The 14,423-nt window shown below is 63.5% G+C and carries 14 protein-coding genes; 6 read left to right on the forward strand and 8 right to left on the reverse strand.

What is annotated here, in order from left to right; translation table 11 throughout:
- Window positions 1–52: 52 nt before the first annotated feature.
- Both gpmA and DyAD56_RS05385 read left to right on the forward strand, forming a co-directional pair.
- Window positions 53–796, forward strand: coding sequence for a 2,3-diphosphoglycerate-dependent phosphoglycerate mutase (gene gpmA, locus DyAD56_RS05380; protein WP_102301711.1), 744 nt, complete (start codon window positions 53–55; stop codon window positions 794–796).
- A gap of 114 nt (window positions 797–910) precedes the next feature.
- Entirely contained in the window at window positions 911–1,432 is a 522-nt protein-coding gene (locus DyAD56_RS05385) for a DUF1453 domain-containing protein (protein WP_102301798.1), read from the forward strand.
- A gap of 4 nt (window positions 1,433–1,436) precedes the next feature.
- On the opposite strand, the gene glnK is transcribed toward DyAD56_RS05385, so the two are convergent.
- Window positions 1,437–1,775 carry a P-II family nitrogen regulator gene (gene glnK, locus DyAD56_RS05390; RefSeq protein ID WP_102301712.1) on the reverse strand — a complete coding sequence of 113 codons (339 nt, stop codon included), beginning with the start codon at window positions 1,773–1,775 and terminating at the stop codon, window positions 1,437–1,439.
- 192 nt (window positions 1,776–1,967) lie between these two features.
- Here glnK and DyAD56_RS05395 point away from each other — a divergent pair, with 192 nt between their 5' ends.
- From DyAD56_RS05395 to DyAD56_RS05405, 3 genes are all read left to right on the forward strand, one after another.
- A complete protein-coding gene (locus tag DyAD56_RS05395; protein WP_102301799.1) occupies window positions 1,968–2,216 on the forward strand; it encodes an accessory factor UbiK family protein in 249 nt (82 codons plus the stop codon).
- Between the two features lie 164 nt (window positions 2,217–2,380).
- Window positions 2,381–3,880, forward strand: a complete 1,500-nt coding sequence (locus DyAD56_RS05400) for a YifB family Mg chelatase-like AAA ATPase (protein ID WP_102301713.1) — start codon at window positions 2,381–2,383, stop codon at window positions 3,878–3,880.
- A 274-nt stretch (window positions 3,881–4,154) separates the two neighbouring features.
- Window positions 4,155–5,945 carry a sodium:proton antiporter gene (locus tag DyAD56_RS05405; protein WP_102301714.1) on the forward strand — a complete coding sequence of 597 codons (1,791 nt, stop codon included), beginning with the start codon at window positions 4,155–4,157 and terminating at the stop codon, window positions 5,943–5,945.
- 107 nt (window positions 5,946–6,052) lie between these two features.
- Here DyAD56_RS05405 and aceA read toward each other — a convergent pair whose 3' ends face one another.
- Together aceA and aceB are read right to left on the reverse strand one after the other, a co-directional pair.
- On the reverse strand, window positions 6,053–7,357 hold the full coding sequence (gene aceA, locus DyAD56_RS05410; protein ID WP_102301715.1) for an isocitrate lyase: 1,305 nt from the start codon (window positions 7,355–7,357) through the stop codon (window positions 6,053–6,055).
- Window positions 7,358–7,418: 61 nt separating this feature from the next.
- Entirely contained in the window at window positions 7,419–9,014 is a 1,596-nt protein-coding gene (gene aceB / locus DyAD56_RS05415) for a malate synthase A (protein WP_102301716.1), read from the reverse strand.
- A gap of 131 nt (window positions 9,015–9,145) precedes the next feature.
- Between aceB and DyAD56_RS05420 the strand changes: the two genes are divergently transcribed.
- Complete coding sequence (locus DyAD56_RS05420) at window positions 9,146–10,180, forward strand: LysR family transcriptional regulator (protein WP_102301717.1); 1,035 nt, start codon at window positions 9,146–9,148, stop codon at window positions 10,178–10,180.
- Between the two features lie 23 nt (window positions 10,181–10,203).
- On the opposite strand, the gene DyAD56_RS05425 is transcribed toward DyAD56_RS05420, so the two are convergent.
- The 5 genes from DyAD56_RS05425 to ubiB form a co-directional block, all read right to left on the reverse strand.
- Entirely contained in the window at window positions 10,204–10,839 is a 636-nt protein-coding gene (locus DyAD56_RS05425; protein WP_102301718.1) for a LysE family translocator, read from the reverse strand.
- Between the two features lie 6 nt (window positions 10,840–10,845).
- Complete coding sequence (locus tag DyAD56_RS05430; RefSeq protein WP_102301719.1) at window positions 10,846–11,442, reverse strand: 1-acyl-sn-glycerol-3-phosphate acyltransferase; 597 nt, start codon at window positions 11,440–11,442, stop codon at window positions 10,846–10,848.
- Window positions 11,439–11,861 (reverse strand): alternative ribosome rescue aminoacyl-tRNA hydrolase ArfB, encoded by a 423-nt coding sequence (gene arfB / locus DyAD56_RS05435; RefSeq protein ID WP_102301720.1) that lies wholly within the window; start codon window positions 11,859–11,861, stop codon window positions 11,439–11,441. The genes DyAD56_RS05430 and arfB overlap by 4 nt, the downstream gene beginning before the upstream one ends.
- Window positions 11,862–11,910: 49 nt before the next feature.
- Window positions 11,911–12,612 carry a pseudouridine synthase gene (locus DyAD56_RS05440; RefSeq protein ID WP_102301721.1) on the reverse strand — a complete coding sequence of 234 codons (702 nt, stop codon included), beginning with the start codon at window positions 12,610–12,612 and terminating at the stop codon, window positions 11,911–11,913.
- Between the two features lie 172 nt (window positions 12,613–12,784).
- Window positions 12,785–14,422 (reverse strand): ubiquinone biosynthesis regulatory protein kinase UbiB, encoded by a 1,638-nt coding sequence (ubiB, locus tag DyAD56_RS05445; RefSeq protein ID WP_233202299.1) that lies wholly within the window; start codon window positions 14,420–14,422, stop codon window positions 12,785–12,787.
- Window position 14,423 lies beyond the last annotated feature (1 nt).

Raw genomic sequence — 14,423 nt, forward strand, 5'->3', positions numbered from 1 at the left:
GGGGCCGGGGCGGGGCCTCACCATCACAGGTTTCCCGCCGCGAATTCCCGCCATGTACAAGCTCGTACTCATCCGTCACGGCCAGTCCCAGTGGAACCTCGACAACCGTTTCAGCGGCTGGGCCGACGTGGACCTTACCGAACAGGGCAACGCCGAAGCCGCCGAGGCCGGGCGCCTGCTCAAAGCTGAGGGCTACAGCTTCGACATCGCACACACGTCCGTGCTCAAGCGCGCCGTGCGCACCCTGTGGGGCGTGCTGGATGGGATGGACCAGATGTGGCTGCCGGTGGTTACCGACTGGCGCCTCAACGAGCGCCACTACGGCGGCCTCACCGGCCTCAACAAGGCGGAAACGGCGGCCAAGTACGGCGAGGACCAGGTGAAGGTGTGGCGTCGCAGCTACGACATCCCGCCGCCCCCGCTGGATCGTGCCAGCAATGAATCGGTGACCGATCCGCGTTACGCCAACCTTGACCCGTCGATGATCCCGGACACTGAGTGCCTGAAGGACACTGTGGACCGCGTGGTGCCCTACTGGCACGACGTACTGGCTCCGGCTATCCGCTCCGGTCAGCGCGTGGTAGTTGCCGCGCACGGCAACTCGCTGCGCGCGTTGGTGAAGTATCTGGACAACGTGTCCGACGATGAGATTGTGGAACTCAACATCCCCAACGGCGTGCCGCTGGTGTACGAGTTCGACGAGAACCTCAAGCCGATCCGGCACTATTACCTGGGCGACGCCGCCGCCATCGCAGCGAAGATGGCCGCCGTGGCCAACCAGGGCAAGGCGAAGTAAGCAGGCTTCGCCGGTCGCGGATGACGGGCGTCATCCGCGATGGCTGCAGCCCGTCAGTCGTGCGAGCTGCGTTGGATCGATAAGCTGCGTCCATCCTATGACGAGGCGAACGCGATGACCCCGAACATGATCTATGCGCTCATGATTCCGCTGATGGCTTTCGCCGTCTGGCGGCGCGTGCGTGGCAGCTTCGGGCGGCAGCCGATTCGCCGCAAGCGGATGATCACCCGCATCGTCATTTTCAGTGTCATCGGCGGTCTGCTGGCGTTTGGTGGCCTGCACAACCTGCGCCTGCTGGAAGGCCTGCTGGGCGGTGCGCTGGCCGGCGCGGCGCTGGGTACAGTCGGCCTGCGCCTGACGCGCTTCGAGCGCGATGCCGCCGGCCAGGACCTGTACATTCCCAACGCCTGGATCGGCGGGCTCCTCACGGTGCTGCTGATCGGCCGACTGGCTTGGCGTTTCCTGGTGGTGATGCCGCAATTGCAGGATCCGGCCATGGCCCATTCGGCGCCTGCCATGGGCAACAGCCCGCTGACGCTCGCCATCTTTGGGCTGATGATCGGCTACTACATCTGCTACTTCACCGGCCTGCTGGTGCATCACCGCCGCTTCGAGCGGGCCCAGCTGGCCACCTGAAGACTTAGAGGGCGTCGCCGTCCATTTCGCCGGTGCGGATACGGATCACCTGCTCCAGCGGACTGACGAAAATCTTGCCGTCGCCGATCTTGCCGGTCTTGGCCGACACCTGGATGGCTTCGACCACACGATCTACCTGGTCATCGCTTACGGCCACTTCCAGCTTGATCTTGGGCAGGAAATCGACCACGTACTCGGCGCCCCGGTAGAGTTCGGTATGGCCCTTCTGGCGACCAAAACCCTTTACCTCGGTCACCGTGATGCCCTGCACCCCCACCTCAGCCAGGGCCTCGCGCACATCGTCCAGCTTGAACGGCTTGATGATCGCAACCACCAGCTTCATGGGTTTTCCTCTCGACGTTGGGATACTTGCCGCATGGAGCGGTCAGGGACCGGCATTTTGCCTGTCAGGGCTGTAACTGTCGCCTTGAGGCGCGCTGTAGGAAAATGCCTACAGATAGAAGTGGAGCATGCCGATAGTGTTAATCAAAGCTATGAACCTAAACTTTCATCCGACGAGCTCGAGGTGCTATCCATGATGGATAGGCAGGATATCGATCAACTTGCCCAGCGTCTTGTTTCGTTGGTTCCATCAGGATTGGCTCAGGCGCAACAGGATTTGCGCACCAACTTCGGCGATGTTCTGGCGCAGGGATTGCGCCGCCTTGATCTAGTCACCCGCGAGGAGTTTGACGTCCAGACCCAGCTGTTGGCACGCACCCGTGCCAAGGTCGAGGCCCTGGAGAAGCGAATCGCAGATCTAGAGGCTGGTGCTGGCGCCTGACTGACGGGGTGCGGCACGGGCCCACGTCCCGGGAGCCGCCCCCGATCCGTCACCCTCACCCCGAGAACGATCGGGGGCGGCTATTTTTCTTTGCAGGCCGCTTGAGGGAGTCGCTCCGTGTTTCGAACTGGCAGCTACTCTCGCGCCCGACTTGTGCGAGCGTCATGAGCCTTGCCGTTACCCTTAGTCGAGCCCAGGAAGGCGTCTCGGCACCCCAGGTTATGGTGGAAGTCCACCTGTCCGGCGGCCTGCCGGGCACCAATATCGTCGGATTGCCCGAAGCCGCCGTGCGCGAAGCCCGCGACCGCGTCCGCGTAGCCATTCAGAACACGGCCTTCGAATATCCGAACCGCAAGGTTACGGTGAACCTCGCACCCGCGGAATTGCCCAAGGATGGCGGTCGTTTCGACCTTGCCATCGCGCTCGGCATCCTTGCTGCGGGCGGCCAAGTGCCGCGTGAAAAGCTCGACGATTGCGAATTTCTTGGCGAACTGGCCCTGTCCGGTGCTTTGCGTGGGGTATCGGGCGTGTTGCCGGCTCTGTTGCGTGCACGGGCGCGAGGTCGGCGCGTAGTAGTGCCGCGTGCCAACGCAGCCGAGGCCGCGCTGGTCTCCGATGCGGAGGTGCTGGTCGCCGACACGCTGGCCGATGTGTGCGGGTGGCTGCGCGGCGCGCAGGATCTGGCGCCGCCGGGCGAGGCATCCGGCATCTTCGACGGAACCATCGGGCCTGACCTGGCAGACGTGCGCGGCCAGCTGCAAGCACGTCGCGCACTGGAAATCGCCGCTACGGGCGGCCACCACCTGCTGCTGCTCGGCCCGCCGGGTACGGGCAAGACCATGCTCGCCGAACGCTTGCCGGGCATCCTGCCACCACTGAGCGAGTCAGAAGCACTGGAAACATGCGCTGTGCTCTCCGTGGCCGGGCAGGCCGTAGATCTGAATCTGTGGCGTCGCCGCCCTTTCCGGGCGCCGCACCATACGAGTTCAGCCGCTGCCCTGGTGGGTGGCGGTTCGTTGCCGCGGCCAGGAGAGATCTCGCTGGCCCACAACGGCGTGTTGTTCCTCGACGAACTGCCGGAATTTGGCCGGCATGTGCTGGATGTGCTGCGCGAGCCCATGGAGTCGGGCCACATTGTGATTTCGCGTGCGGCGCGCCAGTCGACCTTTCCGGCCCAGTTCCAACTAGTGGCCGCGATGAATCCGTGTCCTTGCGGTTACGCGGGCGATCCGCGCCAGCGCTGCCAGTGCACGCCCGATCAGATCCAGCGTTACCGGGGACGCATTTCTGGGCCGCTGATCGACCGCATCGACCTTTGCATAGAGGTGCCTAGGGTTCCGATAGGCGAACTCGGCCTATCACGGGGATCGACTGACGAGGATTCGGCTACGGTCCGTGCCCGCGTGGTAAAGGCCCGCCAGCATGGACTGATGCGAGCCGGCCGAGCGAATGCCGAGATCACGACCCGCGAACTGGAGCGGGATTGCGCTCTGGGACAGGCAGAACGGCAGTGGTTTGAGGGCGCGCTGGAGCGCCTCGGTCTGTCAGCTCGCGCCTATCACCGCACCCTGCGGGTGGCCCGGACCATCGCCGATCTGGATGGCGGAGCCGCGCTGTTGGACCGAACTCATCTTGCGGAAGCCTTGATGTATCGCCGCTTCTGAGACGGCGATATGTGCCTGATGGCCCTTGCGGGTAATTTTTGTACTCACGGGTATTGACTTGAATCGGTCCAGGCGTATTATCTGTACCCGCTAGTTCTGCATTGAACTCAGCCTGCCACCCCGGTATCGGTACTCCCTCCCCCTCCCCCGTCCGATACCGGGGCTTGGCCCTCCCCCTTCTTGTCGTGTGTTTCCGATTCGCTCCATTCGCCATGGACGGTAGCCTTGCGGCCGTGGTCCGATAGCCGCACTGCGATCGCTCGAAGGACCGTGCATGACACTCGATCTTGGACTGCTGCTGGTTTGCATTCTGGGTGTCGGTTTCCTCGCCCAGTGGCTGGCCTGGCGAGTGAGATTGCCGGCGATCCTGTTCCTGCTGCTTGCCGGCATCCTGATGGGCCCCGTCGCGGGCGTGCTGAACCCGGACAAATTGCTGGGACCTTTGCTGTTTCCCGTGGCATCGCTGGCGGTGTCGGTGATTCTGTTCGAAGGCAGCCTGACGTTGCGCTTCAGCGAACTGCGCGAAATTGGCGGCGCCGTACGTGGCTTGGTGACGTACGGTGCGGTGATCGCGGTGTTCATGCTCGGCGTGGCCGCGCATTACTTCGCGGGGCTGAGCTGGGAGGTCGCGTTGTTGTTCGGTGCGTTGACCTGTGTAACCGGCCCGACGGTGATTGCGCCGATGCTGCGCACCGTGCGTCCCAACGCACGCATCGCAAACACGCTGCGCTGGGAAGGCATCGTGATCGATCCGCTGGGCGCCCTGTTCGGCGTGCTGGTGTACGAAGCCATCGTGTCCCGCCATCAAGGGCACACCATCGGTGTGTTCCTTGCCGTGGTCGCTAGCGGCGTGGTGGTGGGCTTGTTGGCGGCGTGGGTGCTCGCTTCCCTGCTGCGCAGGCAGATGATCCCGGAGTACCTGCAGAACTACGGCACGCTTGTTGCCGTGGTGCTGGCCTTTTCGCTATCGAATGCCGTCACGCACGAATCAGGCCTGTTGACCGTCACGATCATGGGTATCGCGCTCGGCAACATGCGTGATGTGCACATCGATGACATCCTCGATTTCAAGGAAAACCTGACCACGCTGCTGGTGTCCACGCTGTTTATCCTGCTGGCGGCTCGCCTGAGCTGGCCGCTGCCGGACGGCATGCTGTGGTCGGGCATCGCCATCTTTTTGGTGGCGCAACTGATCGTGCGCCCAGTGACAGCTGTGATCGCCAGCATAGGCAGCGCGTTGAACTGGCGCGAGCGTGCGTTGATTGCATGGGTAGCGCCGCGTGGCATCGTGGCGGCGGCGGTATCGGCCTTGTTCGCGCTGAAGCTGGAGGCGCTGGGCATGCCCGGTGCAAAGGCGTTGGTGCCGCTGGTCTTCATACTGATCATTGGCACGGTGGTGTTGCAAAGCGCGACAGCCCGTCCGTTGGCGCGCTGGTTGAAGGTTGCTGAGCCCGATCCGGCCGGCGTGCTTATCTACGGTGCCGATCAGGCCTCCCGTGTGGTGGCGCGTGCCCTGACGGATGCCGGATTCCACGTGATCGTGGCGGACGAGCAGTGGGATGACATCAGGCAAGCGCGTATGGATGGGCTGAAAACGTTCTTCGGCTTCCCTGCATCGTCGTATGCCGAGCGTCATCTGGATCTCACGGGCATCGGCCGTCTGCTGGCCATGTCGATCCACCGCGAGCGCAATGCCCTGGCGTGCGTGTACTACCGCCAGGAATTCGGGCGCGGCAAGGTATACCGACTTGGCCATGAAGACGGCCAAACGACGGGCGGACGCGTGCAGCTCGGCGGTGATCTGGGAGCCCCGGCATTGTTCGAGGAAGATATGACGCATGAGCGCTTTCTCGAGCGCCTTGCGGAAGGTTGGCGCATCAAATCGACGCGCCTGACGACAACGTTCGATTGGCCGAACTTCATCGAGCAATACGGTTCGCCGACGGTGTTGCTATTCGGCGTCGAGGAGAAAGGCGCGTTGCGCGTGGCGTCCGTGAAGCGCGAGTTGGAGCCGCGTGCTGGCTGGACGGTGATCGCACTGGTGCCGCCTGAGGCGACGTCATAGCAGCTGCGGTGACGCATTCCCTGCGTGCATGCGTGGGGGCGCTGGACAGGGCCGCGCTCCCCACGCACGCGCCGACGTCCAGTCGGCTTACGCGAGGTAGTCGAAGGTCAGGCCGCGCTGGCCTGACGCGAGGCGTGGAACTGTGCCTCTTCGGTGGATCCCTTGAGCGCGGTGGTGGACGACTGCCCCTGCTGGATAGCCTGTGTCACGGCATCGAAGTAACCCGTGCCCACTTCGCGCTGGTGCTTCACCGCGGTGAAGCCGCGTTCGGCGGCGGCGAACTCCTTCTCCTGCAGCTCCACGAATGCGCTCATCTGGCGACGGGCATAACCATAAGCCAGATCGAACATGCCGTAGTTAAGACTGTGGAAGCCGGCGAGCGTGATGAACTGGAACTTGTAGCCCATGGCGCCTAGTTCCTTCTGGAACTTCGCGATGGTGGCGTCATCGAGGTTCTTCTTCCAGTTGAAACTCGGCGAGCAGTTGTAGGCCAGCATCTTGCCTGGATACTTGGCGTGGATGGCTTCGGCAAATTTGCGTGCTTCGTCCAGGTTGGGCTTGCTGGTCTCGCACCACACGAGATCGGCGTACGGCGCGTAGGCAAGGCCACGGCTGATCGCTTGATCCAGGCCGGGACGCACGCGGAAGAAGCCCTCGACGGTGCGCTCGCCGGTGACGAACGGCCTGTCGTTCTCGTCGATGTCAGAGGTGAGCAGATCAGCAGCATCGGCATCGGTGCGCGCCACGATCAGCGTGGGCACGCCGAGCACGTCAGCGGCGAGGCGCGCCGCGTTGAGCTTGTCCACCGCTTCGCGCGTCGGCACCAGCACCTTGCCGCCCATGTGGCCGCACTTTTTCACTGAGGCGAGTTGATCTTCAAAGTGAACGCCGGATGCACCCGCTTCGATCATCGCCTTCATCAGCTCGAACGCGTTGAGCACACCGCCGAAGCCGGCTTCCGCGTCGGCGACGATCGGCACCATCCAGTCGATATCGTTCTGCCCTTCCGCGTGATGCAACTGATCCGCGCGCAGCAGCGTGTTGTTGATGCGCTTGACCACTAGCGGCACGGAGTTCGCGGGATACAGCGACTGGTCGGGATACATCTCGCCAGCCACGTTCGCATCGGCCGCCACCTGCCAACCGCTCAGATAGATGGCCTGCAGGCCGGCCTTCACCTGCTGCATGGCCTGGTTGCCGGTGAGCGCGCCGAGTGCATTGACGAAATCTTCCTTGTGCAGCGACTTCCACAGGCGTTCCGCGCCGCGACGGGCCAGCGAATGCTCCACGGGCACGGTACCGCGCAGACGCGCCACATCCTCCGCGCTGTAGTTGCGCTGGATGCCGCTCCAGCGAGGATTGTTGGTCCAGTCGAGCGCGATCTGTTCGGCGGTGGGCAGCGTGTTCTTCATGGTGATGTCTCCTGCATGTCTTTGATGAGCATGTCCGTGATGCGTAATGACAGAGCGGGCTTCAGAGCTGCTGGTAGGCCGCCAGAGTGAGGAAATCGCCGAGTTCATCGGCGTGCGTGAGTTGCTTGAGCAACGCCGCGGCCTGTTCGGCGCGATGCGCGTAGGGGCCTTTGCTTTCGATCAACCGATGTGTGTGCTTGATGAGCGCGTGATCGAACAAGGCGAAGTCGATGGGCGCGTGATCGGTGAATTCCAGTGGGCCGCGGTGCAGCCACTGCCAGATTTGCGAGCGAGCGATCTCAGCGGTGGCGGCGTCTTCCATCAGATGATGGATGGGCACGCAGCCCTGCCCGTCCAGCCACGACGCGGTGTAGCGCAGCGCCACTTCCACGTTGTTGTCGAAGCCGGCGCGCGTGATGGTGCCGCTGCACGGTGCGATCAGTTGGTCGCGGCAGATCTTCACGTCGCTGCGCGCGACATTGAGTTGGTTGGGTGATGGCATGTACTTGTCGAACACGTCCTGTGCCACCGGCACCAGCGCGGGATGCGCCACCCAGGTGCCGTCATGGCCCGCCTGCACTTCGCGCAGCTTGTCGGCGCGCACTTTGGCGAGCGCGGCCTCGTTGGCGTCGTCGTCGCCCTTGATCGGAATCTGCGCGGCCATGCCACCCATGGCGAACGCGCCACGGCGATGACAGGTCTGGATCAGCAGTTCCGAATACGACTTCAGGAACGGCACCGTCATCAACACCTGGCTGCGGTCGGGCAGCAGTCGATCGCGATGGCTGCGGAAAGTCTTGAGGTACGAAAAGATGTAGTCCCAGCGACCGCAGTTGAGGCCGACCACACGGCCGCGCAACGCATGCAGGATCTCGTGCATCTGGAACACCGCCGGCAACGTTTCGATCAACACCGTGGCCTTCATGCAATCGGGCGGCAGGTCGAGCGCGGCTTCGGCGGCGGCCATCACGTCGTCCCACAACGCGGCCTCTTCCATCGCCTGCAATTTGGGCAGGTAGAAGTAGGGGCCGCGGTCGCGAGATTGCAGCGTGCGAGCGTTGTGGAAGGCAAACAGGCCAAAATCCACCAGCGCGCCGGCCATGGGCTCGTCGTCGACGGTGATGTGGCGCTCCGGCAGGTGCCAGCCGCGTGGACGCACGATCAGCACGGCCGGGTTGCCGTTGACGCGGTAGTGCTTACCCTCGGGCGAGGTGTACTCGATCGATCCGTTCACCGCGTCGCGCAGGTTGATCTGGCCGTCGATCTGGTTGGCGAAGGTGGGCGCCGAGGAATCCTCGAAGTCCGCCATGAACACCTTCGCGCCGGAGTTGAGCGCGTTGATGATCATCTTGCGTTCCACCGGGCCAGTGATTTCCACGCGTCGGTCGCGCAGGGCCAGCGGAATCGGTGCCACCGTCCAGCTGCCCTCGCGAATGGCGACGGTGTCGGCACGGAAGTCCGGTAGTTCGCCGGCGTCGTACTTGGCCTGGCGTCCCTCACGGGCGGTGAGCAGATCCAGACGTCGGGCATCGAACTGGCGATGGAGCTCGGCCAGGAAGGCCAGCGCCTCGGGGCTAAGGATGGCGGCATGCTCCCGGCGCGTGGCGCCGTGGACCTGCGCCGAGGAGAGCGCGATGCGTTCCTTGGGGACGGCCATGGGGGAATCTCCGTGATGACGATGGGGTGACACTAGGTCACGGAAATTGGCTTTGACAAAGCAAATGTTTCAATCTTTGCTATTGTCTTTCTTAATACATCTGGCAACTGATTGAGTTGAAAGGCACAAAAATGCCCTCAAAATCCCTGAACAAGCCAAAAAAATCACGCTCCACGGTGACCAAGCGCCGTACGCCAGCGAATGGTCGGGCCGATGAACCGGGGCGTTTCTATTACAAGGGCAACCGGCAGAAGCAGATGCGGGCCTTCGTCTATACGGTGAAGCTAGGCACGCTGACGCGCGCCGCGGAGGCTCTCTTTCTGTCTCAGCCCACCGTGAGCCTTCAGCTTCAGGCGCTGGAGCGGGAGCTGGGTGTGAGCCTGTTGGAGCGTCGCCGACGTCGCATCAACCTCACCGACGCGGGCGAGGCGCTCTACGAACTGGCGCGTCCGCTGGTGGAGGGCTGGGAACACCTCGATCGCGATTTCCACGCCAAGGTGAAGGGCCTGCAGGGTGGGCGCCTGACCATCGCAGCGGGCAGCTCGACCATCCAGTATCTGTTGCCCGATCTGGTTCGTCGCTATCGCGAGCGCTTTCCCGAAGTGCAGTTACAACTGGCCAATGTGACCGGGAAGGACGGCTTGGCGTTATTGCGCGCGGACGAAGCGGACTTCGCCGTGGGCTCCATGCTCGATGTGCCTAACGACATCGCGTGGGCGCCGGTGCATCACTACGACCCCATGCTGATCATGCCGCCCGACCATCCGTTGGCGGCCAAAGCTACGGTGACCTTGCAGGACCTCTCGCCGTACGGCCTCATACTTCCGCCGCAGCGCCTATCGACGTATCGGCTGGTGGATCTCGTGTTCCAGCAGCAACAGGTGCCTTACCGGGTTGCCATCGAAGTGGGTGGCTGGGACGTGATCAAGGAATACGTGGCGATGGGTCTGGGCATCTCCATCGTCACCGGTATCTGCCTCACCGAGGCAGACCGTGGACGTTTGGCCGTCCGTAACATGAAGCAGTACTTCCCGCCGCGCAGCTACGGCGTGGTGATGCGCAAAGGCAAATTCCTCAGCGCGGAAGCGAGGGCGTTCATCGATCTGGTGAAGCCGGGCTTGTTGACCCATCGCGACTACGACGAGTCGGGTCACTCGGAACGCTGAGTTTCAGGTCGCAAGCGCGTAAGTCAGGACGGGCGCTGTAGCGCCAGCTTCACGCCGAAACCCAGCAACACCGTGCCGCAGACGCGGTCCATCCACTGGCCGACGCGCGGGCGCGTGGTCAGCAGACGATGGATATGCCCGCCGAGCAACGCCAGCACCATTGACCACACCGTTCCCGTGCCAATGAAGCTCAGCCCAAGCACGAGCAGCCCCAGTTGCGGATGCGCGGCCTGCATAGAGACGAACTGCGGCAGAAAAGCCAGGAAGAACAGCGCAACCTTGGGATTGAGCACATTGGTCAACATGCCTTGGCGGAACGCAGCGGCCAGCCCTTGGCCGCGCGTTACTGTTGCCTGACGTGCTCCGCCGCGCGTCAACAGCATGCGCAGGCCAATCCATACAAGGTACGCCGCACCCACGTACTTGAGCAGGCTGAAGGCGAGGGCGGAGGTCATCAAAATCGCCGAGATGCCGAGCACCGCTGCCAGCGTATGCACGATGCAGCCGGCATTGATGCCCAGCGCCGCCGTGACACCCGCGCTACGCCCTTCGCGCCCACTGCGCGTAAGGATATAGAACGTATCGAGCCCAGGCGTCAGGTTCAGCGCGATGCACGCGAGCAGAAACGCGTCGAAATGCTGGATGCCGAGTGTGCTCATGCGTGATTAGTCGTTCGCGTTGCGATGCTTACCGTGATAGGGCGTAAACAATGCACGGATTTTCACCATGTCGGCGTCGTGATCATCGGTGGCGTGAACCACCGGGCCGAACGTAAACGTCTTGGTCGGATAGTCGAGGAACAGCGTTTGGATCGGCACGTTGGCCTCGTGCGCAATCCGCAGGAAGCCCGACTTCCAGTGCACGACCTTCTTGCGCGTACCTTCGGGCGTGATGCCCAACCACATGCGGTCTTTTTCTTCGAACCGCTTGACCATCTGGCCAACGACATTCAGTGCCGCGCTGCGGTTGATCGCGATCATGCCGATGGGGCGGAGGATGATGCCCAGCGGGCCATCGAGAACTTCGCGCTTGATCATGATGTTGATGTCCACGCCCAGGCCGATCTTCATCAGAAGGCCGTAGTAGCCGTCCCAATAGGACGAATGCGGGGCGCCGATGATGATCAGCTTAGGCACGTTCGGCAATTCGCCCAGCAGTCGCCAGCCAGACAGGCGCAGCAGGCAACGGGCGAGCCACGGCCAGAATCTGCTGTTGAGCTTGGGTGCCTCAGGTGGGGCAGGGGGGAGCAAGGGCATGCTCATTCACGACTCCAGTCACGCGACCGCGTTTGTTTGATTTTGCCGCGCTGCTGCTTGCCGGCGAGACGCCGCTCCTTCGAGCCGCGGGTGGGTTTGGTGGCGATGCGCGCCTTGGGCACGATGAGTGCGCCGCGGATGATCTCGACCAGGCGGTCGCGGGCGTCTTCGCGGTTGCGGCCCTGGTCGCGGAAGCGGCGTGCCTGGATCACCAGCACGCCGTCGTCGGTCAAGCGACGGTCGCGGCGGGCCAGCAGGCGCGCGCGCAACGGTTCCGGCAACGAGGGCGAGTGCGCCACGTCGAAACGTAGCTCCACGGCGCTTTCGGTGCGGTTGACGTGTTGTCCGCCGGGGCCGTCTGCGCGAAGGAAACGCTCAGTCAGCTCGGTCTCGGGCAGGACGATGGATCGACTGATCGTGAGCATGTTGCGAAGTTTAGCGGGCACGCGTGACAGGCCGCCACGACGCAGCGCATCACAGCACCGGAAGCGACCAGCCAAAGCGTTCGAGCAATGCCTGGTAAGCGGCGTCCAGCGGCGCCTCCACGCGCATCGGCGCGCGGGTGACCGGGTGCGCAAAGCTCAGCCGCCAGGCGTGCAGAAGCATGCGGTGGCAGCTGAAGTACTGCTTGTACAGGCGGTTATGGTCACCGCGCCCGTGCTGGCAGTCGCCGATGATCGGGTGATGGACGTGTGCCATGTGCTTGCGGATCTGGCGGAAGCGGCCGGTGTGCGGCTCCGCCAGCACCATCGCGTAGCGTTGCTGCGGGTAGCGGCCGAGAGCGATCGGCACTTCCACGGTGGCGAGGCGGCGATAGGTAGTGCTGGCCTCACGGCGTGGCCCGGTGTCGCGGGAGCCGGGCAGGGCATAGTCGATCAGCGCCTCTTCCGGCTCCGGCCAGCCGCGCACCACGGCCAGGTACTGCTTGTGCACGTCGCGACCCATGAATTGCTCGCCGAGCGCGGCGGCAATTTCGGAAGAGCGTGCCACCAGCAACACGCCGCTGGTGGCGCGATCGAGCCGGTGTGCGAGATACGTGATCCCCCCGACCTGCTCGCGCAGCAGGTCGATGAGGAATTCCTCTGCGTTGCCGACCATCTTGGAGCGGTGCACGGCGAGGCCTGCGGGCTTGTTCACCGCGATGATGGCGTCGTCTTGGTAAAGGATCTCTAGCACTATCACTAATCCAGAACGGCGCGAAGATACAGCGCCATCCATCAATGTCGTCATTCCGGCGCAGGCCGGAGGTGCTTTACAACAGCGAAGCTGGTCATCCAGTAGCGTTACCGCTTGAGCGTGCCCTGCGGCTCTGGATCCCGGCCTTCGCCGGGATGACGGTGAGGACAAATCAACGTCGAGGCCAACCAGCGACGAAAGCAATCAATCCAGCGACGCCAACCGCCGCTGCATGCCATGCACCATGCGCCGGTGCCAGCGTCCAAAGCACGGCGCTGCCGACGAGCAGGCTGCTGCCCAGCAGCCCGAACGCCAACGCGCGACGCGTACGCTGCGCCTCTTCGCGTTGCTGCTCCAACTCGCGGGGATCGCTGATCGTGCGGCGTTCGCCCGTGGCGATCTGCTGCAAGGCGTTGCGTACTAGCTCGGGAAACTGCGGTGCGGCATGGACCCACTCTGGCAGGTGCTTGCGTAGCTCACGCAGCGTACGGCGGGGGCTGTAGCGCTCGCGCAGGATGCGTCGAAGCACCGGGTGCGCCACCGCCCAGATGTCGATCTCCGGGTCGAGCATGCGGCCGACGCCTTCGATATTGAGCAGTGTCTTCTGCAACAGGATCAGCTGCGGCTGCAGCGTGAGTTCGTAACGGCGCGCGGTCTGGAACAGCTTGACCACCAGCTCGGCGAGTGAGATCTGCGACAGCGGACGAGTGAAGTACGGCTCGCACACCGTGCGGACGGCAGCGGTCAGCTCGTCAATGCGCACGGTCGAAGGCATCCAGCCGGCGTCAACGTGCAACTGCGCGATGCGTGCGTAGTCACGCTCAAACAAGGCAATAAAGTTCTGCGCCAGCCAGTACTGATCCTGTTCCGGCAACGAACCCATGATGCCGAAATCCAGCGCGATGAAGCGCGCGTCGTTTGGTCGCGATGTGTCTACCCAGATGTTGCCGGGGTGCGCGTCCGCGTGGAAGAAATTGTCGCGGAACACCTGTTCGTAGAACAGCCGCACGCCCTTCACGGCGAGCGCCTTGCGATCGATGCCTGCAGCATCGATCGAGGCGATATCATCGCAACTCACGCCATAGACGCGTTCCAGCGTGAGCACGCGCGCGCTGGTGAGATCCCAGTGCACGGCGGGTACGTAGAGGTCTTCGCCGCTCTCGAAGTTGCGGCGGAGCAGGCTGGCGCTGGCGCCTTCGCGCTGCAGGTCCAGCTCGTTCTCCAACATTTTCTCGACTTCGGCGACCACGTCGAGTGGACGGATCTTGTCGGCGTTGGGGTGCCAGCGCTGCGCCAGTTCGCCCAGCGAGCGCAACAGCTTCACGTCGCGCTCGATCTGCCTGTCGATACCGGGGCGCAATACCTTTACCACCACCGCACTGCCGTCCTGCAGCGTAGCGGCGTGCACCTGCGCGATGGATGCGGAGGCCAGCGGCGTTTCGTCGAAGCTCGTGTATAGCGAGGTGACCGGCGCCTTCAGTTCCTGTTCGATGATGGCGCGCGCCTGGGCACCCGGAAACGGCGGCACTTGATCCTGCAGTTGCGCGAGTTCGTCGGCAATGTCCACCGGTACCAGATCGCGGCGCGTGGACAGAACCTGGCCTGCCTTGACGAAAATCGGACCCAGTTCGGTGAGTGCCAGACGCAGCCGGGCGCCACGGGAAAGGTTTGTGACGTCGATACTTGGACGTGCCACGAACGGGCGCACCAGCTTCAACGGACGGAATAGATGCGCGGCATCGACCAGTTCGTCGAGGCGATAAGCCAACAGCACGGAAGCCACGCGCATCACGCGCGGTACGACCTTCAAC

The sequence above is a fragment of the Dyella sp. AD56 genome, from assembly GCF_002878475.1.
In the GTDB taxonomy this organism is placed as follows: Bacteria; Pseudomonadota; Gammaproteobacteria; order Xanthomonadales; family Rhodanobacteraceae; genus Dyella.

Coding starts and splice junctions, on each gene's coding strand:
- gpmA (WP_102301711.1), top strand. CDS start 53: ATGTACAAGCTCGTACTCATCCGTCACGGCCAGTCCCAGTGGAACCTC.
- DyAD56_RS05385 (WP_102301798.1), top strand. CDS start 911: ATGACCCCGAACATGATCTATGCGCTCATGATTCCGCTGATGGCTTTC.
- glnK (WP_102301712.1), bottom strand. CDS start 1,775: ATGAAGCTGGTGGTTGCGATCATCAAGCCGTTCAAGCTGGACGATGTG.
- DyAD56_RS05395 (WP_102301799.1), top strand. CDS start 1,968: ATGATGGATAGGCAGGATATCGATCAACTTGCCCAGCGTCTTGTTTCG.
- DyAD56_RS05400 (WP_102301713.1), top strand. CDS start 2,381: ATGAGCCTTGCCGTTACCCTTAGTCGAGCCCAGGAAGGCGTCTCGGCA.
- DyAD56_RS05405 (WP_102301714.1), top strand. CDS start 4,155: ATGACACTCGATCTTGGACTGCTGCTGGTTTGCATTCTGGGTGTCGGT.
- aceA (WP_102301715.1), bottom strand. CDS start 7,357: ATGAAGAACACGCTGCCCACCGCCGAACAGATCGCGCTCGACTGGACC.
- aceB (WP_102301716.1), bottom strand. CDS start 9,014: ATGGCCGTCCCCAAGGAACGCATCGCGCTCTCCTCGGCGCAGGTCCAC.
- DyAD56_RS05420 (WP_102301717.1), top strand. CDS start 9,146: ATGCCCTCAAAATCCCTGAACAAGCCAAAAAAATCACGCTCCACGGTG.
- DyAD56_RS05425 (WP_102301718.1), bottom strand. CDS start 10,839: ATGAGCACACTCGGCATCCAGCATTTCGACGCGTTTCTGCTCGCGTGC.
- DyAD56_RS05430 (WP_102301719.1), bottom strand. CDS start 11,442: ATGAGCATGCCCTTGCTCCCCCCTGCCCCACCTGAGGCACCCAAGCTC.
- arfB (WP_102301720.1), bottom strand. CDS start 11,861: ATGCTCACGATCAGTCGATCCATCGTCCTGCCCGAGACCGAGCTGACT.